The sequence below is a fragment of the Burkholderia sp. AcTa6-5 genome, assembly GCF_017815075.1.
GTDB classification, from domain to species: domain Bacteria; phylum Pseudomonadota; class Gammaproteobacteria; order Burkholderiales; family Burkholderiaceae; genus Burkholderia; species Burkholderia sola.
Genome location: NZ_JAGIQE010000021.1, coordinates 1 through 22,183, shown reverse-complemented (window position 1 = coordinate 22,183; position 22,183 = coordinate 1). Strand labels below are relative to the sequence as shown.

Genomic DNA, 22,183 nt, shown 5'->3' with positions numbered 1-22,183 from the left:
CCCTTGCGCTGCGCGCCACGGCACGCGGCACGCCGCCAGGCCGCCACGCCCCGTTACGCGGCCTCGGCCTCTTCCCCGCCCGCCGCCGCGCGCTGCTGCTGCAACGCCCACATCTGCGCATACAGCCCGTCCGCGCGCACGAGTTCGTCGTGCGTGCCGCGCTCGACGATCCGCCCGTGGTCCATCACGAGGATCTGCTGCGCGTGCACGACCGTCGACAGACGGTGCGCGATCACGAGCGTCGTGCGATGCCGCGCGATCTGATCGAGCTCGTGCTGGATCGCGCGTTCCGAGCGGGAATCGAGCGCCGACGTCGCTTCGTCGAACAGCAGCACCGGCGGGTCCTTCAACAGCGTGCGCGCGATCGCGACGCGCTGCTTCTCGCCGCCCGACAGCTTCAGCCCGCGCTCGCCGACCGGCGTGTCATAGCCCTTCGGCAACCCTTCGATGAAATCGTGGATGTGCGCGGCGCGCGCGGCCGCGACCACCTCGTCGCGCGTCGCCGTCGGCCGACCGTACGCGATGTTGTAGTAGATCGAGTCGTTGAACAGCACGGTGTCCTGCGGCACGATCCCGATCGACGCGCGCAGCGATTCCTGCGTGACGTCGCGAATGTCCTGCCCGTCGATCCGGATCGCGCCGCCCGCCTGCCGGTCGAGATCGTAGAAGCGGAACAGCAGCCGCGACAGCGTCGATTTCCCCGACCCGCTGTGGCCGACCACCGCGGTCGTCGTGCCGGCCTCGATCGTGAACGTCACATCGTGCAGGATCTGCCGCGACGGCTCGTACGCGAAGTTCACGTGCTCGAAGCGCACCTGCGCGCCGGCCACCGCGAGCGGCGGCGCATCGGGCCGGTCGGCCACTTCCTTCGGCGCCGACAGCAACCCGAACATCCGGTCCATGTCGGTCAGGCTCTGCTTCAGCTCGCGATAGACGACGCCGAGGAAATTCAGCGGAATGTACAGCTGCAGCATGAACGTGTTGATCAGCACGAGATCGCCGAGCGTCAGCTTGCCCGCGAGCACGCCCTGCGTCGCGCGCCACAGGATGAACACGAGCCCCGTGCCGATGATCGCCTGCTGGCCGAAGTTCAGCACCGACAGCGAGTTCTGCGAGCGGATCGCGGCCTTCCGGTAGCGCTTCAGGTTCTCGTCGTAGCGCTGCGCTTCCCACGCCTCGTTGCCGAAGTACTTCACCGTCTCGTAGTTGATCAGCGAATCGATCGCCCGCGAGTTCGCGCGCGAATCGAGCTCGTTCATCGTGCGGCGAAAATGCGTGCGCCAGTTGGTGACCTTCACGGTGAACACGATGTACGTGACCAGCGCCGCGAACGTCACGTACGCGTAGTAGGCCTCGTACTTGACCACGAAGAAGCCGAGCACGAGCCCGACCTCGACGAGCGTCGGCAGGATGCTGTACAGCGAATACGAAATCAGTTGCTGGATGCCGCGCGTGCCGCGCTCGATGTCGCGCGACATGCCGCCCGTCTGGCGCTCGAGATGAAACCGCAGCGACAGCCCGTGCAGATGCCGGAACACCTGCAGCGCGAGCTGGCGCACCGCGCTCTCGGTGACCTTCGAGAACAGGATTTCGCGCAGCTCGGTGAACAGCGACGTCGACAGCCGCACGAGCGCATACGCGACGACCAGCAGCCCGACGCCGCCCGCGAGCACGATGCCGGCCGACTGCTCGGCACGGCCGAGCGCGGTGAGCTGCTGCACGGCGGACAGGTGATCGACGATGCGCTTCATCACGACCGGCACGCCGAGGTTCGCGACCTTCGCCCCGATCAGGCAGCCGAGCGCGAGCGCGACGCGCCATTTGTAGGTGGTCAGGTACGGCAGCAGCGACCGGATGGTCTGCCAGTCGTTGCGAGGCCCGGTCGAAGCCGGCGCGGGCTCGCCGGAAGCGGGAAATCGGCGCATGGGGAAAGGTCCTGCGGCAATGCGGGACGCGCGTATCGGCGGCCGGCTCGCGCGCTTTCTCGTACAATTTGCGAACGTTGTATTGTCGCAGAAGCCGCTTCGCGCCGCTGCCGGCGGCCTCGCCGGCCAGCCTGCGCGCGGCGGCTCGTTTATTACAGGATGAAAGCCCCCGCCATGACCGATTCGACCCTCGAACTCCCGCAGAAGCAGCCCGCGCTGCGCGTCGTCCCGCAACCGCACGATGCGAACGTTCACGGCGACGTGTTCGGCGGCTGGATCATGTCGCAGGTCGACATCGCCGGCTCGATTCCCGCGAGCCAGCGCGCGAACGGCCGCGTCGCGACGGTCGCGGTCAATTCGTTCGTGTTCAAGCAGCCGGTATTCGTCGGCGATCTGCTGAGCTTCTACGCCACCATCATGCGCACCGGCAACACGTCGATCACGGTCGACGTCGAGGTGTACGCGCAGCGCATGCGCCTGATGGGCGAAGTCGTGAAAGTCACCGAAGCGACGCTCACCTACGTCGCGACCGGCCCGGACCGCAAGCCGCGGCAACTGCCGCCGCTCTGACGGCGGGCAAGCGCTGCGGTGCGGCAGGCGGTCGTCAGTGCGTGGCCGTCAGCCCGAACTCCCGCATCGCGGGCACGAAATCGTGATTCAGCGTCGGCTTGCGCGACAGCTTGACCAGCACGTAGCGCTGGAACGGCGCGAGCCGCTGCCACTGCGCGAGCGCGGGTGCCGGCAGTCCGGCCAGCGCGCTCTGCTGTACCAGCGACTCCGGTACCGCGTCGACGGCGCGCCAGGCCGGCTGCTCGTCCGGCTGGAACCATGACGGCTCCAGATCGGCGTGCGTGCGCAGCATTTCGAACAGCGCGTGATCGAAGTTGGGCTCGATCGCGGTGTCGTCGTCGGCCGGAAAGCGCGCGAGCAGCTTGCGATCCTCGAGCGGCAGCAGTTGCCACTGGTCGAGCGAAATCCGCAGGCCGAAGCGATCGAGATTGAAACGCACGATCATCGGGATGTACGTGAAGTTTTCCGACGAATCGTGTTCGAAGTTGAAGAGCAACGGAGCGTCGCTGAGTCCCATGGTCGTTACCTGACGTGGCGGATGCCGGCGCGGCCGGCTTGCCTGAGGTATTTTAGAACCTCTGCGCGCGGGCGGCGGCACGATCGTCGCCGGCCGCCCTTCGAATCAACGGGAGTGCTCGTGAATCCGACCCAATCAGACGCACCGCGCGACGCATTGCGCGACGAACCGCGCGGCGCGATCGAGCTGCCCGTGCGCCGCACGCGCGGCGGCGCGGTCGAGACCGCGCACGACTTCGTCGGCCAGGAATGGCCGGTCGCACTCGTCTTCAACGGCATCTCGCATGCGGTGATGATGTGTACGCCATGCGACCTCGAAGCGTTCGCGGTCGGCTTCGCGATCTCGGAAGGGATCGTCGCGCGCGGCAGCGACATCAAGGACATCGAGGTGATCCTGCACGCCGACGCGCCGCTGCCGCATGCGGAAGTCCATCTGGAAGTCGTCCAGCAGGCGTTCGCCGCGCTGAAGGACCGGCGCCGCGCGCTCGCGGGGCGCACGGGCTGTGGCGTCTGCGGCATCGAGAGCATCGACCTGCTCGACCTCGCGCCCGAACGCGTGCCCGATACCGGTTTTCTCGCGCGCCTCGCGCCCGACGCGCTGGCGCGCGCCGCGCATGCGTTACCGTCGCATCAGGCGCTGACGAAACTGACCGGCGGCCTGCATGCGGCCGCGTGGTGCGATGCAACAGGCGCGATCCGCACGGCATTCGAGGACGTCGGCCGCCACAACGCGCTCGACAAGCTGATCGGCTCGCTCGTGCTGGCGCGCGCCGATACCACCGACGGCTTCGTGTTCCTGTCGAGCCGCGCGAGCTACGAGCTCGTGCGCAAGGCCGCGCGGGTCGGCATCCCGCTGGTCGCGACCATCTCCGCGCCGTCGTCGCTCGCGATCGACATCGCGAAGGCGGCCGGCTTGCGGCTCGTCAGCTTCTGCCGCGAAACGGGCCACGTCGACTACGGCACGGCCTGATCGCTCTCCCAACCGCGCACCGGCGAGCCACCGCCGGCGCGACCCGTTCCGTCAGTCGAACTGACGGAAATCCGGCTTGCGCTTCTCGAAGAACGCCGTCATCGCCTCGCGGGCCTCCGGCGCGCGCAGCATCTCGGCGAAATGGCGCGCTTCCTCGGCCATCCGCGCGGGCGTCGCCACGCCGCCCGTCTCCTTGAGCAGCGCCTTCGTCACACGCAGCGATGCCGCCGGCAGCGCCGCCAGCTTCGCCGCCTGCTTCGCCGCGAACGCGTCGAGCTCGGCCGCCGGCAGCACGCGGTTGACGATACCGATCCGGTGCGCTTCCAGCGCGTCGAACGCCTCGCCCAGCAGCAGCTTCTCGGCGGCGACCTGATGGCCGGCCAGGCGCGGCAGCAGTGCGCTGGACGCGGCTTCCGGGCACAGCCCGAGCTGCACGAACGGCAGCGAGAACGTCGCGGTGTCGGCCGCATAGACCAGATCGCAGTGCAGCAGCATCGTCACGCCGACCCCGACCGCGATGCCGGGCACCGCCGCCACGACCGGCTTGCTCGCGCTGCTGATCCGCGCCAGAAACTGGAACACCGATGCGGTGTCGTCCTTCGGCGGCGACTTCAGGAAATCCTCGAGATCGTTGCCCGCGCTGAAATTACCGTCGCTGCCGCGCAGCAGGATCACGCGCGTCGCCTTGTCTTCCTGCGCGTCGGCGAGCGCATCGGCCATCGTCTGGTACATCGCCGCCGTCAGCGCGTTCTTCTTCGCCGGGCGCGCGATCGTGATCGTCATCACGCCGTCGGCGCGTTCCACTTGAATGTCGGCCACAACCGTCTCCTTTGACTGTCTCTACCGGAATGAAAAAAACGGTGCGCGAGCTCGTGGCCCGCGCACCGTCGTCGCTTGTCGTCGCGTCCCGCTTACAGGCGTTCGATGATGCCCGCGGCGCCCATGCCGGTGCCGACGCACATCGTGACCATCCCGTACTTCAGGTTGCGGCGGCGCAGGCCGTGCACGACGGTCGCCGCGCGGATCGCGCCGGTCGCGCCGAGCGGGTGGCCCAGTGCGATCGCGCCGCCCATCGGGTTGACCTTCGACGGATCGAGGCCGAGATCGCGCATCACCGCCAGCGACTGCGCGGCGAACGCCTCGTTCAGCTCGATCCAGTCGAGATCGTCCTGCTTCAGGCCGGCGGCCTTCAGCGCGGCCGGAATCGCTTCCTTCGGGCCGATCCCCATGATTTCCGGCGGCACGCCGCGCACCGCGAAGCTCACGAAGCGCGCGAGCGGCGTCAGGTTGAACTCCTTCAGCACCTTCTCCGACACGACGAGCAGCGCGCCCGCGCCGTCCGACGTCTGCGAGCTGTTGCCGGCCGTGACCGAGCCCTTGTTCGCGAACACCGTGCGCAGCTTCGCGAGGCCTTCGAGCGACGTATCCGCGCGCGGACCTTCGTCGAGCTTGATCTCGCGCGTCTTCACGTCGACCTCGCCGGTCGCGAGGTTCGGGAACCGCTCGGTGAGCGTGTACGCAGCGATTTCGTCGCCGAATTCGCCGGCCTGCTGCGCGGCGAGCGCCTTGCGGTGCGATTCGACCGAGAACGCGTCCTGGTCGTCGCGGCTCACCTTCCACTGCTCGGCGACGCGCTCGGCCGTCAGGCCCATCCCGTACGCGATGCCGAAGTCTTCGCTGCGATCGAAGATGTGTGGCGACATCGACGGCTTGTTGCCCATCATCGGCACCATGCTCATCGATTCGCAGCCGCCCGCGAAAATCGCGTCCGATTCGCCGACGCGGATGCGGTCGGCCGCCATCGCGAGCGCGGTGATGCCCGACGCGCAGAAGCGGTTGACCGTCACGCCGCCGACCGTCTGCGGCAGGCCCGCGAGCAGCGCGCCCATGCGCGCGACGTTCAGCCCCTGCTCGGCTTCCGGAATCGCGCAGCCGATGATCGCGTCCTCGATCACCTTCGTGTCGAGACCGGGCACCTGCGCGACCGCCGACCTGATCGCGTGAACCAGCAGCTCGTCGGGGCGCGTGTTCTTGAAGACACCGCGCGGGGCCTTGCCGATCGGGGTGCGGCTGGCGGCGACGATGTATGCGTCTTGCAGTTGTTTGCTCATTTCAGACTCCTTGTCTGCTCGCTCAGTTACGCACCGGCTTGCCGGTCTGCAACATGCCCATGATCCGTTCCTGCGTCTTCTGCGTGCCGAGCAGCTCGACGAACGCGCGGCGCTCGAGCGCGAGCAGCCATTCCTCGTCGACGAGGCTGCCGGCTTCGACGTCGCCGCCGCACACGGCTTCGGCGATGCGGCTCGCGATCAGGTAGTCGTGGTCGCTGATGAAGCGGCCGTCACGCATGTTGACGAGCGATGCCTTGATCGTCGCGATCGCCGAGCGGCCTGCGACCGGCACGTCCTTCGCGCGCAGCGGTGCGCGGTAGCCGGTTGCGGCCAGCGCGCGCGCTTCCTTCTTCGCGGTGTCGAGCAGTTCGAACACGTTGAAGACGATCGTGTCGGACGGTTTCACGTAGCCCATCGCACGGGCATCGTGCGCGGACGCCGACACCTTCGCCATCGCCGCGTTCTCGAACGACTTCGTGACGAACTTCAGGATGTCGGTGGTCGCGTTCGCGGCCGTTGCGGCATCCGCTGCGCGCAGCGCGGCTTCCTTCAGGCCGCCGCCCGCCGGCACGAGGCCGACGCCCACTTCGACGAGACCGATGTAGCTCTCGACGTGCACGACGCGCTTCGCGCTGTGCAGCATCAGCTCGCACCCGCCGCCGAGCGCGATGCCCGACACGGCTGCGACGACCGGCACGTTCGCATACTTCACGCGCAGCATGCCTTCCTGGAACTTCTTCACGAACGGCTCGATGCCCTTCGCGCCGCCCATCATGAACGCGGGCATCGCCTCTTCGAGGTTCGCGCCGGCCGAGAACGGGCCGCCCGGCGTGCCGAGCTTCAGCGACGTCGGCTGCCAGATCACCACGCCCTTGTAGTCCTTCTCCGCGAGTTCGATCGCCTGCACGAGGCCGTCGATCACGCTCGGTCCGATCGTGTTCATCTTCGACTTGAACGACACGATCACGACGTCGTCTTCACCCGCACGGTCGTCGACCCAGGCACGCACGGCATCGGTCTCGAACAGCGTCTTGCCGTACGTCTTCGGATCGGCACCGGCTTCGCCGAGCAGCGGCGCGCGGAATACCTGCTTCTCGTAGACCGCGAGGTCCGAACGCGGCACGAAGCGCTTCGCTGCCGGCGCCCACGAGCCTTCGGCCGTGTGCACGCCACCCTTTTCCGCAACCGCGCCTTCGAGCACCCACGACGGCAGCGGCACGTTCGCGAGCGCCTTGCCGGCCGCGATGTCTTCCTGCACCCACTCGGCGACCTGCTTCCAGCCGGCGGCCTGCCAGCCTTCGAACGGGCCTTCGTTCCAGCCGAAGCCCCAGCGGATCGCGAGGTCGACGTCGCGCGCGTTGTCGGCGATCGATTCGAGATGCACGCCGATGTAGTGGAACACGTCGCGGAAGATCGACCACAGGAACTGCGCGTGCGGATGATCCGTTTCACGCAGCAGCTTCAGGCGTTCCGCCGGCGGACGCTTCAGGATGCGGCCGACGGTTTCGTCCGCCTTCGCGCCCGAATCCACGTAGGTGCCCGTCTTCGCGTCGAGCACCTTGATCGCCTTGCCTTCCTTCTTGTAGAACCCGCCGCCCGTCTTCTGGCCGAGCGCGCCCTGCTTCACCAGTTCGGCGAGCACGGCAGGCGTCTGGTAGACCGGGAAGAACGGATCGTCGGCGAGGTTGTCCTGCATCGTCTTGATCACGTGCGCCATCGTGTCGAGGCCGACCACGTCCGCGGTGCGGAACGTCGCCGACTTCGCGCGGCCGAGGCGGCTGCCCGTCAGGTCGTCGACTTCGTCGAAGCGCAGGCCGAACTTCGCGGCCTCGGTGATCACCGCGAGGATCGAGAAGATGCCGACGCGGTTCGCGATGAAGTTCGGCGTGTCCTTCGCGCGCACGACGCCCTTGCCGACGACGCTCGTCAGGAAGGTCTCGAGCTGGTCGAGGATTTCCGGACGCGTGTGCGCGGTCGGGATCAGCTCGACGAGGTGCATGTAGCGCGGCGGGTTGAAGAAGTGCACGCCGCAGAAACGCGCCTTCAGCTCGTCCGAGAAACCTTCGGACAGCTTCGTGATCGACAGGCCCGACGTGTTGGTCGCGAAGATCGCGTTCGGCGCGATGTGCGGCGCGACCTTCTTGTACAGGTCGTGCTTCCAGTCCATCCGCTCGGCGATCGCCTCGATCACGACGTCGCATTCGGCGAGCTTCGCGATGTCGTCTTCGTAGTTCGCCGCTTCGAGGTATTTCGCGTCGTCCTTCACGCCGAACGGCGCGGGCGACAGCTTCTTCAGGTTCTCGATCGCCTTCAGCGCGATCGCGTTTTTCGGGCCTTCCTTGGCCGGCAGGTCGAACAGCAGCACCGGCACGCGCGCGTTGACGAGGTGCGCGGCGATCTGCGCGCCCATCACGCCGGCGCCCAGCACGGCGACCTTGCGAATCAGGAAATTGCTCACGGGATGTCTCCGGATAGTGTCGTGCAGCGCGGAATGTGAGGGCTGCACGGCGAAGTGAGTACCAGGAACCGTTGCGTTCGGGCGACGCGCGGCGCGCACCGCCCGGACTCGCGTCAGAACAGCGATTCGTCGACTTCCATCATCGTCTTCGAACCGGCGCGCGCGGCGCGGATCGTCGCCGCCGTCTCGGGCAGGAGGCGCGCGAAGTAGAAGCGGGCCGTCGCGAGCTTCGACTTGTAGAACGGATCGCCCGACGCTTCCTTGTCGAGCGCGAGACGCGCCATGCGCGCCCAGAAGTACGAGAACACCAGATGGCCGACGGTACGCAGGTACGGCACGGCGGCCGCGCCGACTTCGTCCGGGTTCTGCATCGCCTTCATGCCGATTTCCATCGTCAGCTTCTGTACCTTGTCGCCGATGTCGGCGAGCGGGTTGATGAACTCGGCCATCTCGGGCTTCACGCCTTCGGCTTCCGCGAATTCGGTCACGAGCTTGCCGAACTTCTTCAGCTTCGCGCCCATGTCGCCGAGCACCTTGCGGCCCAGCAGGTCGAGCGACTGGATCGAGTTCGTGCCTTCGTAGATCATGTTGATCCGCGCGTCGCGCACGTACTGCTCCATGCCCCATTCGGAGATGAAGCCGTGGCCGCCGTAGATCTGCATCGCGTGATTCGTGCACTCGAACGCGTTGTCGGTCAGGAACGCCTTGATGATCGGCGTGAGCAGCGCGACGAGGTCGGCCGCTTCCTTGCGCACGGCTTCGTCGGCGTGCGACAGTTCCTTGTCGATCTGCAGCGCGGACCAGTACGTGAATGCACGCGCGCCTTCCGCGTACGCCTTCTGCGTGAGCAGCATGCGGCGCACGTCCGGGTGCACGATGATCGGATCGGCCGGCTTGTCCGGTGCCTTCGGGCCCGTGAGCGAACGCATCTGCAGGCGTTCCTTCGCGTACGTCAGCGAGTTCTGGTACGCGACTTCCGTGAGGCCGAGGCCCTGCATGCCGACGCCGAGGCGCGCGGCATTCATCATCACGAACATCGCGTTCAAGCCCTTGTTCGGCTCGCCGACCATCCAGCCCTTCGCGCCGTCAAGGTTCATCACGCACGTCGAGTTGCCGTGGATGCCCATCTTGTGTTCGATCGACCCGCACTTGATGCCGTTGCGCTCGCCCGGCTCGCCCGACGCGTCCGGAACGAACTTCGGCACGATGAACAGCGAGATCCCCTTCGTGCCTTGCGGCGCGTCCGGCAGGCGCGCGAGCACGAGGTGGACGATGTTCTTCGACATGTCGTGCTCGCCGCTCGAGATGAAGATCTTCGTGCCGCTGATCGAGTACGAGCCGTCGCCGTTCGGTTCGGCCTTGGTGCGCAGGATGCCGAGGTCGGTGCCGCAGTGCGGCTCGGTCAGGCACATCGTGCCCGTCCATTCGCCCGACACGAGCTTCGGCAGGTATTGCTGCTGCAGTTCCGGCGCGCCGTGTGCGTGCAGGCATTCGTACGCGCCGTGCGACAGGCCCGGATACATCGTCCATGCCTGGTTCGCCGAGTTCAGCATTTCGTAGAGCGCGTTGTTCACGAACGCGGGCAGCCCCTGGCCGCCGTAGTCCGGATCGCAGCCGAGCGCCGGCCAGCCGGCCTCGACGTACTGCCGATACGCTTCCTTGAAGCCGGTCGGGGTCTTCACGACGCCGTCGCCTTCATACGTGCAGCCTTCGCGGTCGCCGACCTGGTTCAGCGGGAACAGTACCTCGGAGCAGAACTTGCCCGCTTCCTCGAGGACCTGGTTGATCGTGTCGGCGTCGAGGTCCGCATGCTTGGGCATTTGCTTGACTTCGGCTTCGACGTTCAGAAGCTCGTGCAACACGAATTGCATGTCGCGCAGCGGCGCGGCGTACTGTCCCATGACTCTCTCCAAAGGTGGGCAACGGCTCGAGCTCCTGGCGGGCGGGTCACGCGCCGCTAACGGCTCTCGCTCTGATACGAAACAATCGTCTTTTCCAGCGCGGCCCACGTAAGGCGCACGGCGTCCGGCGAATGCAGGAAGCGTGCGTCGTGATGCAGGCCGAGCGTGAAGCTGTACAACTCGAAGAGCATCAGTTCCGGATCCGTATCCGCGCGCAGATGCCCTTCTTCCATCGCCTGCGAAATGGCGCGCAGCAACGCGGCACGCCAGGCGGTCACGCTCGCGATCAACTGCTCGCGCACGGGGCTGTCCGGCCGGTCGTCGTACTCCACTGCGCCGCTGATGTAGATGCACCCGGTCGTCACCTCCTGGATGCGCTTCTCGATCCAGCGCGCCAGCATCGCCCGAAGACGCGGCAGACCGCGCGACTCGCGCAGGCTCGGAAAGAACACCTCGTTCTCGAAACGATGGTGGTACTCGCGGACGACCTCCACCTGAAGGTCTTCGCGCGATCCGAAGTGCGCGAACACGCCGCTCTTGCTCATCTGCATGCGCTCGGCCAGCAGGCCGATCGTCAGCCCCTCCAGCCCGTCACGGCTGGCGAGGTCCAAAGCAGCTTCGAGTATCGCGGCACGCGTCTGTTCGCCTTTTCGCATAGCTATTTCTGTAACCGTTCGGGGGTTCGAATAAAATCGAACGGCCGTACTATTATTGAGTGCGGCCGCTCGCGAAACAAGGAAATTATTAGAAACCGGTGTCTAACCGAGCCGCTATTTTGCGCGATTCCGGCGGGACCGGAGCGGCTTTTCCGCACGAACGTGCGGACAGATTTTTTGAAGCGAATACTTAGTCTGCGTCAGTCGTAACCGCCGACCGTCAGCGCCTTCATCACGAGGCGGTACGTGTTGTACGCCAGCCAGTTCAGCAGCCGCTCGACGCGCGGGCGCGCGGCGTAGTGCGCGGCGTCGACTTCCCGGCCTTCGGCGAACGCGGTGGCGATCGCGTCGCGCAACTGGTTCGTCACTGCATCGTAGCGCACCAGCACGACGTTCGCTTCATTGTTCAGCATCAGGCTCAGCGCGTCCAGATTCGACGAGCCGACCGTCGCCCAGTTGTCGTCGATCACGGCGACCTTGCCGTGCAGGATCGTCTTGTCGTATTCGGCGACGCGCACGCCTGCGCGCAACAGCGCGTGATACAGGAACGGTACGGCCGTATCGAGCGCCGTGAATTCCTTGCGGCCGATCAGCACCTGCACGTCGACGCCGCGGCGGGCCGCGCCCGTCAGCGCGCGGCGCAGCTTGCGGCCCGGCATGAAGTACGGATTCGCGAGCAGGATCCGCTGGCGCGCCTGGCCGATCGCCGCGAGGTAGGCTTTCTCGATCGCACGGCGATTCACGACGTTGTCGCGCGCGACGAACGCGACGCTCGGCTCGGTCACGACCCGGAGCGCGCCGGCCTTGATCCACCGGTGGCTGCGCATCCAGCGCCGGAACATGTCCGGGAACGCTTCGCCGCCATGCAGCCCGGCCGCGTACTGCGCATACGGCTTGTGGCCGAACCGGATCCGGTGCCACTGCAGCTCGAACGCGGCGCGCACGTCGGACACCGCGGGCCCGGCCATCTCGACCGCGAAATCCCAGCGCGGGAACGGCAGCGTCGCGCTGCCCTGCGTGTAGTCGTCGACGATGTTGATGCCGCCGCAGAACGCGACCGCGTGATCGATCACCGCGAGCTTGCGGTGCGTGCGCGAGAAGCCGAAGCGGCCGAACAGGAAGCGGTTGTAGATGCAGTGCTCGACGCCGGCCTCGGCCCATGTGTCGAACAGCGGCAGGCGGGCGGTGCCGATGCCGTCGGTGATCACGCGCACGCGCACGCCGCGCTGCGCCGCGCGGATCAGCGCGTCCGACACCGGGCGGCCGGCCTCGTCGTCGCAGAAGATGTAGGTTTCGAGCATCACCTGCTCGCGGGCGGCGTCGATCCGATCGATCAGCGCGTGGAAGAATTCACCGCCGGTTTCGCACAGCCGCACGGTGTTGCCGGCCGTAAACGCGAGCCGCGACGCGGAGCCGCGCTCCTGCAGGAACATCTGCCGCAATTGCGCGAAGCGCTTGCGGGTCTCCGCATTCATGCGGACGAACCGTGCGGCGCACGCATGAGGGCCACGCGCGCGGGCAATTGCAGGATCGCCTCGGCGTTCGACGGCGAGAAGCAGCGCGCGGCCGCCTCGCGGAACGGCAGCCACGCATGGTCGACATGCTCGCGCGGCGACAGCGTCACGTCGACGCGATGCGGCACGCACAGGCCGAACCAGTGCTCGACGTTGCGCGTGACGCCCGGCGCATAGCGATGCAGGTATTGCGGATAGATCGTGTATTCGATCCGGTGATGCCAGTCGACGAGCGCGGTGGCCGACACGTCCGGCGTGCCGACCGCGATGCCGGTTTCCTCGGCCACCTCGCGCGCGGCGGTGAGCGCGAGCGGCTCGTCGAGCGCGTCCTTCGAGCCGGTGACCGATTGCCAGAAATCGGGCTGGTCGGCACGCTTGATCACGAGCACGTCGAGTTCGGGCGTGTAGATCACGACGAGAACGGATTCGGGGATTTTCGGCGGCTTCGTCATCTTGGTTTCATGCGGCACAGGGCCGTGCGCGGGGCCTGTGCCCGAACGTGCGGCAAGTGCTGCGACTGTACCGCAAAAAACGAAAAAGGCGCACCACGGCGCCTTTTCGTTGGATGTCGCGCGCGCGTCGCCGCGCGCACGACCGGGTGCGAAAACGCGTTACGCCTTCGGCTGCTCCGGCTGACGCAGACGGATGTGCAGCTCGCGCAGCTGACGCTCGTCGACCGGGCTCGGCGCCTGCGTGAGCAGATCCTGCGCACGCTGGGTCTTCGGGAATGCGATCACGTCGCGGATCGAATCGGCGCCGGCCATCATCGTGACGATGCGGTCGAGACCGAATGCGATACCGCCGTGCGGCGGCGCGCCGTACTGCAGCGCGTCCAGCAGGAAGCCGAACTTCAGTTGCGCCTCTTCCGCGCCGATCTTCAGTGCGCGGAACACCTTGCTCTGCACTTCCTCGCGGTGGATACGCACCGAGCCGCCGCCGATTTCCCAGCCGTTCAGCACCATGTCGTACGCCTTCGCGAGGCAGCGGCCCGGGTCGGTCTCGAGATACTCGAGGTGCTCGTCCTTCGGGCTCGTGAACGGGTGGTGCGCGGCGACGTAGCGCGCGTCTTCGTCGTCGTATTCGAACATCGGGAAGTCGACGACCCACAGCGGCTTCCAGCCGGCCTGGACGAGGCCGTTCGCCTTGCCGAATTCCGAATGGCCGATCTTCAGGCGCAGCGCGCCGAGGCTGTCGTTGACGACCTTCGCGCGATCGGCCGCGAAGAAGATGATGTCGCCGTCTTCAGCGCCGGTACGCTCGAGGATCGCCACGATCGACGCGTCGTGCAGGTTCTTCACGATCGGGCTTTGCAGGCCGTCGCGGCCCTTCGCCTTCTCGTTGACCTTGATCCAGGCGAGGCCCTTCGCGCCGTAGATGCGCACGAATTCCGTGTAGCCGTCGATGTCGCCGCGCGACAGCTCGCCGCCCTTCGGCACGCGCAGCGCCGCGACGCGGCCGTCCTTCGCGTTGGCCGGCGTGCTGAACACCTTGAAGTCGACGTCCTTCATCGCGTCGGTCAGCTCGGTGAATTCGAGCTGCACGCGCAGGTCCGGCTTGTCCGAACCGAAACGCGCCATCGCTTCCGAGTACGGCATCACCGGGAATGTCGCGTCGAGTTCGACGTCGATCGTCGTCTTGAAGATGTGACGGATCATGTCTTCGAACAGGTCGCGGATTTCCTGCTCGCCGAGAAACGACGTTTCGCAGTCGATCTGCGTGAATTCCGGCTGACGGTCGGCGCGGAGATCCTCGTCGCGGAAGCACTTGGTGATCTGGTAGTAACGGTCGAAGTTCGCGACCATCAGCAGCTGCTTGAACAGTTGCGGCGACTGCGGCAGCGCGAAGAACTGGCCCGCGTTCACGCGCGACGGCACGAGGTAGTCGCGCGCGCCTTCCGGCGTGCTCTTCGTCAGCATCGGCGTTTCGATGTCGATGAAGCCCTGCTCGTCGAGATACTTGCGCGCCTCGATCGCGACGCGGTAGCGCAGGCGCAGGTTGTGCTGCATCTGCGGGCGGCGCAGGTCGAGCACGCGGTGCGTGAGGCGCGTCGTTTCCGACAGGTTGTCGTCGTCGAGCTGGAACGGCGGCGTGACCGACGCGTTCAGCACGTTCAGTTCGTGGCACAGCACTTCGATCTTGCCGCTCTTCAGGCCGGCGTTGACCGTGCCTTCCGGACGGTTGCGCACGAGGCCCTTGATCTGCACGCAGAACTCGTTGCGCACGCCTTCGGCGGTCGCGAACATTTCCGCGCGATCCGGGTCGCACACCACCTGCACGAGGCCTTCACGATCGCGCAGGTCGATGAAGATCACACCGCCGTGATCGCGGCGGCGCTGCACCCAGCCGCACAGCGACACGGTTTGGCCCAGCAGGTGTTCGGTCACGAGACCGCAGTATTCAGTACGCATCGACATGATGTTTGCTTTCGTTCGGTTTGATCAACGGGCGCCGCAACGCGCGGCCCGGGCGATGATTCTTTACTTACAGCGGCGGCTCGACGGGACGACGGGCGGGCGCCGGAGCCGGCGCCGAAGGCGCCACGACGCCCATCGAGACGATGTACTTGAGCGCGGCATCGACCGACATGTCGAGTTCGATGACTTCGCTCTTCGGCAACATCAGGAAGAAGCCCGACGTCGGGTTCGGCGTCGTGGGCACGTACACGCTCACGTACTCTTCCGTCAGATGGTTGACCACGTCGCCGCCGGGCGTGCCGGTCAGAAACGCGATCGTATACGAGCCGCGGCGCGGGTATTCGATCAGCAGCGCCTTGCGGAATGCGTTGCCGCTACTCGACAGCAGCGTGTCCGATACCTGCTTGACGCTCGTGTAGATCGGCCCGACGACCGGGATGTGACGCACGACCGCGTTCCACCACGTGACGAGCTTCTGGCCGATGAAGTTCTGCGTGGCCAGCCCGACGACGAAGATGAACGCGAGCGTCAGCACCGCGCCGATCCCCGGCAGATGGAAGCCGAGCATCCGCTCGGGCTGCCACGATTCGGGCAGCAGGAGCAGCGTCTGGTCCATCGTGCCGATGATGAGGCCGAGCACCCACAGCGTGATCGCGAGCGGGACGAGAACCAGCAAGCCGGTCAGGAACACCGTTTTCAGGGTCGTCTTTTTCATCATCTGCCGTCAATGAACCGCGCCGGAAGCGCGGGTTGGTCGCGACCCGGCCGGGCCGCGACGATCAAGTGCCGGCGGCGGGCGTCGCAGCCGGTGCCGGCGCGGCGCTCGTCGTCGTGGTGCTGCCCGCACTGCCCGAACTGCTCGTCGCAGCCGGCGCGGCCGCGGCCGGTGCGGCTTCCGCCGCGGGTGCCGCCGGCGCCGCGTCGCCCGACGCGGTCGCCGGTGCGCTGGCGCCGCCCGAGCCGCCGCGAAAATCGGTGACATACCACCCCGAGCCCTTCAGCTGGAAACCGGCGGCGGTCACCTGTTTGCGAAAAGCATCCTTCCCGCATTCAGGGCATTGCGACAGCGGCGCGTCGCTCATCTTCTGGAGCACGTCCTTCGCGAAACCGCACGCTTCGCATCGATAGGCGTAGATCGGCATGATATTTTTCCCGCAGAAACTGGAAACGGCTTGCAAAACCTTGAATTATAGCCGAAACCCCGGCCCGCTCCGGCAACGGCCGCGACGCCCGCGCATCAGCGGCGACGCCACGTGAGCCAGCGCTCGTGCCCGTCGAACACGGCCAGCGAATCGGTCACGGGCAAATCCTCGATCAGCTCGAAGTGCGGCGCGAGCAGCGCGTCGAGTTCGGCTCGCTCGATCCCGAACGGCGGCCCTTTCGGTTTCGCCACCACGAAGAAATAACCGGCCAGCAATCCGCCCGCGGGCAGCAGCTCGGCCATCCGCGCCGCATAGCTCGCACGCAGGCTCGGCGGCAGCGCGCACAGGAACGCGCGCTCGTACACCCACTGCACATCGAACGGCGGCTGGTACTGGAAAAAATCGGCCTGTTCGACGACGTCCGCATGCGCGCCGAGCTGCGCCTTCGCCGCAGCGACCGCCTGCGCGGCGAAATCGATCGCGCGCACCGGCCAGCCGGCCTGCGCGAGCCATCCGGCCTCCTGCGCACTGCCGCAGCCCGGGATCAGCACCGCACACGGGTCGCGCCGCTGCGCGAACGCGCGAAACCCGTCCGGCACACCGCCGAATTCCCACGGCGTCACGCCTCGCTCGAAGCGCTCGTCCCAGAACGACGCGCTGCCGGGGTCGCGCGTCGCGAAATCGGCGGCGCTCGACGCGGACGGCTGTTTCGGTTCGGACATCGCGTGGCTCCTTTCGGTCAGGCGCCGTACGCGAGCGCGAGCAGCACGCGCGCGACGAGCGCCCCGACGCCGACGGCCAGGCCGAAGATCAGCAACGCCTGCAGCAGCCGGTTCGTCCGTTTCTGCTCGACGAGGACCTGACGCATCAGCTCCTCGCTCGCGGCGCGCGGCGCGTCGTGGCGCGCGGCCATCGCATGATGGATCAGGCGCGGCAGTTGCGGCAGCGTCTTGCTCCACTGCGGCGCCTCGACCTTGAACCGCTCGTACCAGCCGCGCAGGCCGATCTGCTCGGTCATCCAGCGCTCGAGATACGGCTTCGCGGTCTTCCACAGGTCGAGTTCGGGGTCGAGCGAGCGGCCGAGCCCCTCGACGTTCAGCATCGTCTTCTGCAGCAGCACGAGCTGCGGCTGGATCTCGACGTTGAAGCGGCGCGACGTCGAGAACAGGCGCATCAGCACCTGGCCGAGCGAGATGTCCTTCAGCGCGCGATCGAAATACGGTTCGCACACCGCGCGGATCGCGCTTTCGAGCTCCTCGACGCGCGTCTCGGGCGGCACCCAGCCCGATTCGAGGTGCAGCGTCGCGACGCGGTGGTAGTCGCGCTTGAAGAACGCGAGGAAGTTCTGCGCGAGGTAGTTCTTGTCGAAATCGGACAGCGCGCCGACGATCCCGAAATCGAGCGCGATATAGCGGCCGAACGTGTTCGGGTCGAGGCTCACCTGGATGTTGCCGGGGTGCATGTCCGCATGGAAGAAGCCGTCGCGGAACACCTGCGTGAAGAAGATCTCGACGCCTTCGCGCGCGAGCTTCTTGATGTCAACGCCGGCCGAGCGCAGCGTCTCGACCTGGCTGATCGGCACGCCGGTCATGCGCTCCATCACGAGCACCTGCGACGTCGAGAAATCCCAGAACATCTCGGGCACGAGCAGCAGGTCGAGGCCCGCGAAGTTGCGGCGCAGCTGGCTGCCGTTCGCGGCCTCGCGCATCAGGTCGAGCTCGTCGTGCAGGTACTTGTCGAATTCGGCGACGACCTCGCGCGGCTTCAGGCGCCGGCCGTCGGCCCACATGCGTTCGGTCCACGTCGCGATGTCGCGCATCAGCGCGAGGTCGGAATCGATCACCGGCAGCATGTTCGGCCGCAGCACCTTGACGGCGACGGCCTTGCCCGCGTGCACGCCCTGCTTCAGCTTCGCGAAATGCACCTGCGCGATCGATGCGCTCGCGATCGGCTCGCGCTCGAATTCGTCGAACAGCTCGTCGACCGGCGCGCCGAGCGACTTCTCGATGATCGCGATCGCGACGGCCGAATCGAACGGCGGCACCTGATCCTGCAGCTTCGCGAGTTCGTTCGCGAAATCGACCGACAGCAGGTCGCGGCGCGTCGACAACACCTGGCCGAACTTCACGAAGATCGGGCCGAGGCTTTCGAGCGCGTGGCGCAGCCGCACGGCGGGCGGATCGGAGTAACGGCGACCGATCGTCGTGATCCGCAGCAGCAGCTTCACGCGCCGGTCGTCGATCCGGGACAGCATCACTTCGTCGAGACCAAAGCGGATGACGGTGTAGACAATCTTGATGAAACGGAAAATGCGCATGCCCTGCGGCCCTCAGTGCGCGCCGCGCGGGCTGGAACCCGTGCGCGCGCCGATTTTTTGTTCGAGTCGCTCGACCCGCTTTTCGACCCGCGCGAGCGCATCGCGTGCGCGCGCCAGTTCGGCGTCGAAGCCGCCGAGCGACGCACGCCGGACGACTTGCGGGTTCTCGTCGAGCCAGTATTCGGCGACGGAGTCGAGCACGTTGCGTCCGGTGCGGCGCGCGCGCGCGCCGGCATCGCGCACGACCGTCGCGATCCGGTACGCCGCCGCGTCGCCGACCAGCTTCGCGAGATCTTCTTCCGGTTCCCAGCGCAGATGCTCGGCCAGTTTCGCGATCTGCGTCGCGAATTCCGCGTCGCCCTCGATCTTCACGTGCTTCATCACGGCCGCCTGGCCGCCCTGCAGGAACGCGGCGACCGTATCGCCGGCGAGCGCGATCGACACGTCGACCTGTTGCGCATCGTGTGCGTCGACAGCCGACAGATAGCCGTCGGGCTGCACCAGCAGCGTGAGCGTGACGGGAGGCACGTCGATCCGGGCAGTCTTGCCCGCATAGGGAATCAGGCGGTCGCGCGCCCACGATTCGCGCGCGAGCAGGTGATTGACGGCAGCAGCAAAAGGCTTGGCGGCAAAGGTCATCGGGCTGGGAAAGAAAAAACCCGCGCAGGCCGGGCGCCCACGCGGGTTTCTATTGTAACGTCGGATCGATGGCAGACCGTGCCTGACCGTACACCCGGGCGGCAAGCGGTCGCAGTGCGGCGGCCGTCGCCCGGGTGCCCGGCGGCGCGGGCCGCCGGCCACGCTCAGTGCGTGTTGATCTGCTGGATACCCGCGAGCAGCCAGCCCTGGCTGCCCGACTTCGACAGGTTCCACACCTCGTCGAACGGCGCGGCCGACGTATTCGCCGATTCGCGGATCAGGCCGTGGAAGCGCACGCTCGCCGACTGCTCGATGCCGCGATCCTCGATCGCGATCAGTTCCGCGTCGAGCTGCACGACGTCGGTCTGGTTCGCGTCGTTGCCGCGCGAATCGAGGTCGATCTTGATCTCGGCGAACATTTCGGGCGTCGTGAACTCGCGGATGTCGGCCAGGTTGCCCTGGTCCCACGCGGCCTGCAGGCGCACGAAATAGACTTTCGCGCTGCGCAGGAACGCTTCGGTGTCGAAGCCGGCCGGCACTTGAAGCGGCGCAGCCGCCATCGCGCCTGCCGCGCCGGCGGCCGCCGCACCGCCGCCGAACACGCCCTGCGCTTCATTGGCATAGCTGCTGCCGCTGCCCGCGTAGTTGCCGCCGGTGTTGCCCTGCTGGAACGAGGGGCTTTGCGAATAGCCGCCCGACGACGACGATGCGCCGCCGACCGAATACGCCGGCTCCTGCGGGCGACGGCGGTTCATGAACTTGCGGACCAGCCAGATGCCGACCATCGCGAGCAACGCGATCACGATGACGTTCGCCATCATGCTCGCGAACGCGCCACCGAGGCCGAAGTGCGACAGCAGCGCCGCGATGCCGAGACCGGCCGCGAGACCGGCGATCGGCCCGAGCCAGCGCGAGCGGTTGGGCTGCGCGGCCGGCGTGGGCGCGGCCGGGTTCGTACGCTGCGCCTGCGACGGCGCGGCCTGCTGCATCGGCTGCTGCGCGGGCGGCGTGGCCTGGCGCTGCGTGACGGTGGAGCTCTGGCGGCCGATGCTGCGCCCGCCGCCCATGCGCTTCGCTTCTGCGTCGAGCGATGCGAACGTGCCGGCCGTGAGCAGGCCGACCATCAGCAGCGTGCCGACCCGTCGAGCCCACGGCTTCGACGGCTTGCTACGGTTGAACAACGAACGCGATTCAGACATCAGCTTCTCCGAATGTAAGACGAATGTAGGGAAAGAACCCCTTAGTACTTGGTCCCTAGGTGTAAAGCTACCACGCCACCTGACAAATTGTAATATTTGACGGCATCGAGGCCCGCTTGTTCCATCATCGTCTTCAGCGTGTCCTGATCGGGGTGCATCCGGATAGATTCAGCAAGATACCGATAACTTTCAGCATCTTTCGCGAACTTGTCGCCAAGCCACGGTAATACTTTGAAAGAATACAGGTCGTACGCTTTTTTCAGCGGATCCCAGACTTTCGAGAATTCCAGGACCATCACGCGGCCGCCGGGCTTCGTCACGCGGCGCATCTCGGCGAGCGCGGCATCCTTGTGCGTCATGTTGCGCAGCCCGAACGCGACCGTGACCACGTCGAAGTAGTTGTCCGGAAACGGAATTTTCTCGGCGTCGCACAGCAGCGACGGCGTCACGACGCCCTTGTCGAGCAGCCGGTCGCGGCCGACGCGCAGCATCGATTCGTTGATGTCGGTATGCCAGACCTCGCCCGTCGGCCCGGCCGCCTTCGCGAACGACTTGGTCAAGTCGCCGGTGCCGGCCGCGATGTCGAGCACCTTGAAGCCGGGGCGCACGTTCGCCTGCGCGATCGTGAACGCCTTCCACGCGCGGTGCATGCCCGCCGACATCAGGTCGTTCATCAGATCGTAGTTGCTCGCGACCGAATGAAACACGCCCGCCACTTTCTTCGCTTTTTCGTTTTCCTCGACGCTTTCGAAGCCGAAGTGGGTTTTGCTCATCGCGTTGATCCTCAGTAAATGGCAAGACGGCGCCGAGCGGGCGCCGTCGATTTCAGTGGCAGTGGCCGTGCGGCGCTGCGGCTGCCGGCATCGGGGCGTCGCGCTCGACGCCCGCCGCCTTCAGTTTGTCGAAATAGTCGCGCCACAGCGCGTCCTGCTGCGTCGCCAGTTCGTACAGCAGGTCCCACGAGTAGATGCCGGTCGAATGGCCGTCGGAGAACGTCGGCTGCAGCGCGTAGTTGCCGACGCCCTCGAGCGCGGTGATCGTCACTTCGCGCTTGCCGGTCTGCAACGTCTCCTGGCCGGGCCCGTGGCCGCGCACCTCGGCCGACGGCGAATAGACGCGCATCAGCTCGAACGGAATCCGGTAACTCTCGCCGTTCGGGTACTGCAATTCGAGCACGCGCGACACCGCGTGCACGACGACGCCGGACGGAATCGGCGTCGTGGAAGTCAAACCGCTCATGCTTGCCTCGAATCGGTCATGCGTTGAATTTCCTCGCGCACCGCATTGTGCAGCAGCGAGGCCTGCGCCGCGCGCGAGCGCAGCAGCGCCTCGGACACGCTGCGCTGGCGCGGCGCCCACACGGGCTGCGGGAAATGGGCATCGTTGGAAAAGCGCGGAATCACGTGCCAGTGCACGTGCGGCACCATGTTGCCGAGGCTCGCGAGATTCACCTTGTTCGGCTGCATCACGCGGCGCACGGCCCGCTCGACCGCGTAGACCACGCGCATCAGATGTGCCCGCTCGGGCTCGCCGAGATCGGAGAACTCGGCCACGTGCGCACCCCAGATCACCCGGCAGAAGCCCGGGTAGTCGTGCTCGCCGGTGGCCAGCACGACACGCAGCGCATCGTCCTGCCAGAGCACCTCGCCGCCGTCTTCACGGCAAAACACGCATTCCATCGTCGCTCCCATGTGGACGGGCGCCGGCACATCAGCGCCGGCGCCCGCTCTCATCCTAGTCCCGCCGGGCGGTCGTCATGCCCGCATTAGACCAGCACGCGCTCGATCCCGCCATGGTTGGCCCGTGCGACATAATCGGCCATCCAGTTCTCGCCGAGCACCTGGCGCGCGA

21 protein-coding genes are annotated in these 22,183 nt (G+C 66.8%); 2 read left to right on the top strand and 19 right to left on the bottom strand.

Translation table 11 applies throughout. From position 1 onward, the window contains the following. Positions 1-53: 53 nt before the first annotated feature. Positions 54-1,925, bottom strand: coding sequence for an ABC transporter ATP-binding protein/permease (locus tag J8I33_RS24895; RefSeq protein ID WP_124556498.1), 1,872 nt, complete (start codon positions 1,923-1,925; stop codon positions 54-56). A gap of 174 nt (positions 1,926-2,099) precedes the next feature. Here J8I33_RS24895 and J8I33_RS24890 point away from each other — a divergent pair, with 174 nt between their 5' ends. Continuing rightward, complete coding sequence (locus J8I33_RS24890; RefSeq protein WP_006485741.1) at positions 2,100-2,495, top strand: acyl-CoA thioesterase; 396 nt, start codon at positions 2,100-2,102, stop codon at positions 2,493-2,495. A 34-nt stretch (positions 2,496-2,529) separates the two neighbouring features. Here the strand turns inward: J8I33_RS24890 and J8I33_RS24885 are convergent, their stop codons facing one another. Next, positions 2,530-3,012 (bottom strand): nitrate reductase associated protein, encoded by a 483-nt coding sequence (locus J8I33_RS24885; RefSeq protein WP_050014677.1) that lies wholly within the window; start codon positions 3,010-3,012, stop codon positions 2,530-2,532. 114 nt (positions 3,013-3,126) lie between these two features. On the opposite strand from J8I33_RS24885, the gene fdhD reads away from it, so the two are divergent. Continuing rightward, on the top strand, positions 3,127-3,981 hold the full coding sequence (fdhD, locus tag J8I33_RS24880; RefSeq protein ID WP_209939347.1) for a formate dehydrogenase accessory sulfurtransferase FdhD: 855 nt from the start codon (positions 3,127-3,129) through the stop codon (positions 3,979-3,981). 51 nt (positions 3,982-4,032) lie between these two features. Here fdhD and J8I33_RS24875 read toward each other — a convergent pair whose 3' ends face one another. From J8I33_RS24875 to J8I33_RS24795, 17 genes are all read right to left on the bottom strand, one after another. Next, entirely contained in the window at positions 4,033-4,800 is a 768-nt protein-coding gene (locus J8I33_RS24875) for an enoyl-CoA hydratase (protein ID WP_050014678.1), read from the bottom strand. A 92-nt stretch (positions 4,801-4,892) separates the two neighbouring features. Then, entirely contained in the window at positions 4,893-6,092 is a 1,200-nt protein-coding gene (locus J8I33_RS24870; protein WP_050014680.1) for an acetyl-CoA C-acyltransferase, read from the bottom strand. 22 nt (positions 6,093-6,114) lie between these two features. Continuing rightward, the gene (locus J8I33_RS24865) at positions 6,115-8,550 is read right to left on the bottom strand and encodes a 3-hydroxyacyl-CoA dehydrogenase/enoyl-CoA hydratase family protein (RefSeq protein WP_209939346.1); all 2,436 of its coding nucleotides are present in this window, start codon (positions 8,548-8,550) and stop codon (positions 6,115-6,117) included. 113 nt (positions 8,551-8,663) lie between these two features. Next, positions 8,664-10,451 carry an acyl-CoA dehydrogenase C-terminal domain-containing protein gene (locus J8I33_RS24860; protein ID WP_124631517.1) on the bottom strand — a complete coding sequence of 596 codons (1,788 nt, stop codon included), beginning with the start codon at positions 10,449-10,451 and terminating at the stop codon, positions 8,664-8,666. A gap of 56 nt (positions 10,452-10,507) precedes the next feature. Continuing rightward, entirely contained in the window at positions 10,508-11,107 is a 600-nt protein-coding gene (locus tag J8I33_RS24855) for a TetR/AcrR family transcriptional regulator (RefSeq protein WP_006477846.1), read from the bottom strand. Positions 11,108-11,307: 200 nt separating this feature from the next. Beyond that, the gene (clsB, locus tag J8I33_RS24850) at positions 11,308-12,582 is read right to left on the bottom strand and encodes a cardiolipin synthase ClsB (RefSeq protein ID WP_209939345.1); all 1,275 of its coding nucleotides are present in this window, start codon (positions 12,580-12,582) and stop codon (positions 11,308-11,310) included. Further along, the gene (nudB, locus tag J8I33_RS24845; protein WP_209939344.1) at positions 12,579-13,073 is read right to left on the bottom strand and encodes a dihydroneopterin triphosphate diphosphatase; all 495 of its coding nucleotides are present in this window, start codon (positions 13,071-13,073) and stop codon (positions 12,579-12,581) included. Before nudB ends, clsB begins: the two co-directional genes overlap by 4 nt. A 159-nt stretch (positions 13,074-13,232) precedes the next feature. Then, positions 13,233-15,035, bottom strand: coding sequence for an aspartate--tRNA ligase (gene aspS, locus J8I33_RS24840; RefSeq protein WP_209939343.1), 1,803 nt, complete (start codon positions 15,033-15,035; stop codon positions 13,233-13,235). A 67-nt stretch (positions 15,036-15,102) separates the two neighbouring features. Further along, entirely contained in the window at positions 15,103-15,753 is a 651-nt protein-coding gene (locus J8I33_RS24835) for a DUF502 domain-containing protein (protein WP_006477842.1), read from the bottom strand. Positions 15,754-15,814: 61 nt separating this feature from the next. After that, a complete protein-coding gene (locus J8I33_RS24830; RefSeq protein WP_124638765.1) occupies positions 15,815-16,177 on the bottom strand; it encodes an FmdB family zinc ribbon protein in 363 nt (120 codons plus the stop codon). Between the two features lie 95 nt (positions 16,178-16,272). After that, entirely contained in the window at positions 16,273-16,899 is a 627-nt protein-coding gene (locus J8I33_RS24825; RefSeq protein WP_050014695.1) for an SAM-dependent methyltransferase, read from the bottom strand. Positions 16,900-16,916: 17 nt separating this feature from the next. Continuing rightward, a complete protein-coding gene (gene ubiB / locus J8I33_RS24820) occupies positions 16,917-18,494 on the bottom strand; it encodes a ubiquinone biosynthesis regulatory protein kinase UbiB (RefSeq protein WP_050014696.1) in 1,578 nt (525 codons plus the stop codon). A 12-nt stretch (positions 18,495-18,506) separates the two neighbouring features. Further along, positions 18,507-19,133, bottom strand: a complete 627-nt coding sequence (locus J8I33_RS24815) for an SCP2 sterol-binding domain-containing protein (protein WP_027806086.1) — start codon at positions 19,131-19,133, stop codon at positions 18,507-18,509. 164 nt (positions 19,134-19,297) lie between these two features. Then, positions 19,298-20,332: a TIM44-like domain-containing protein gene (locus J8I33_RS24810; protein ID WP_209939342.1), complete on the bottom strand. Its 1,035-nt coding sequence runs from the start codon at positions 20,330-20,332 to the stop codon at positions 19,298-19,300. A 41-nt stretch (positions 20,333-20,373) separates the two neighbouring features. Beyond that, positions 20,374-21,105 (bottom strand): bifunctional demethylmenaquinone methyltransferase/2-methoxy-6-polyprenyl-1,4-benzoquinol methylase UbiE, encoded by a 732-nt coding sequence (gene ubiE / locus J8I33_RS24805; RefSeq protein WP_006477837.1) that lies wholly within the window; start codon positions 21,103-21,105, stop codon positions 20,374-20,376. A 52-nt stretch (positions 21,106-21,157) separates the two neighbouring features. Beyond that, positions 21,158-21,571 (bottom strand): DUF971 domain-containing protein, encoded by a 414-nt coding sequence (locus J8I33_RS24800; protein WP_050014701.1) that lies wholly within the window; start codon positions 21,569-21,571, stop codon positions 21,158-21,160. Next, positions 21,568-22,011 (bottom strand): HIT family protein, encoded by a 444-nt coding sequence (locus tag J8I33_RS24795; RefSeq protein ID WP_011546191.1) that lies wholly within the window; start codon positions 22,009-22,011, stop codon positions 21,568-21,570. The genes J8I33_RS24800 and J8I33_RS24795 overlap by 4 nt, the downstream gene beginning before the upstream one ends. Between the last annotated feature and the right edge of the window lie 172 nt (positions 22,012-22,183).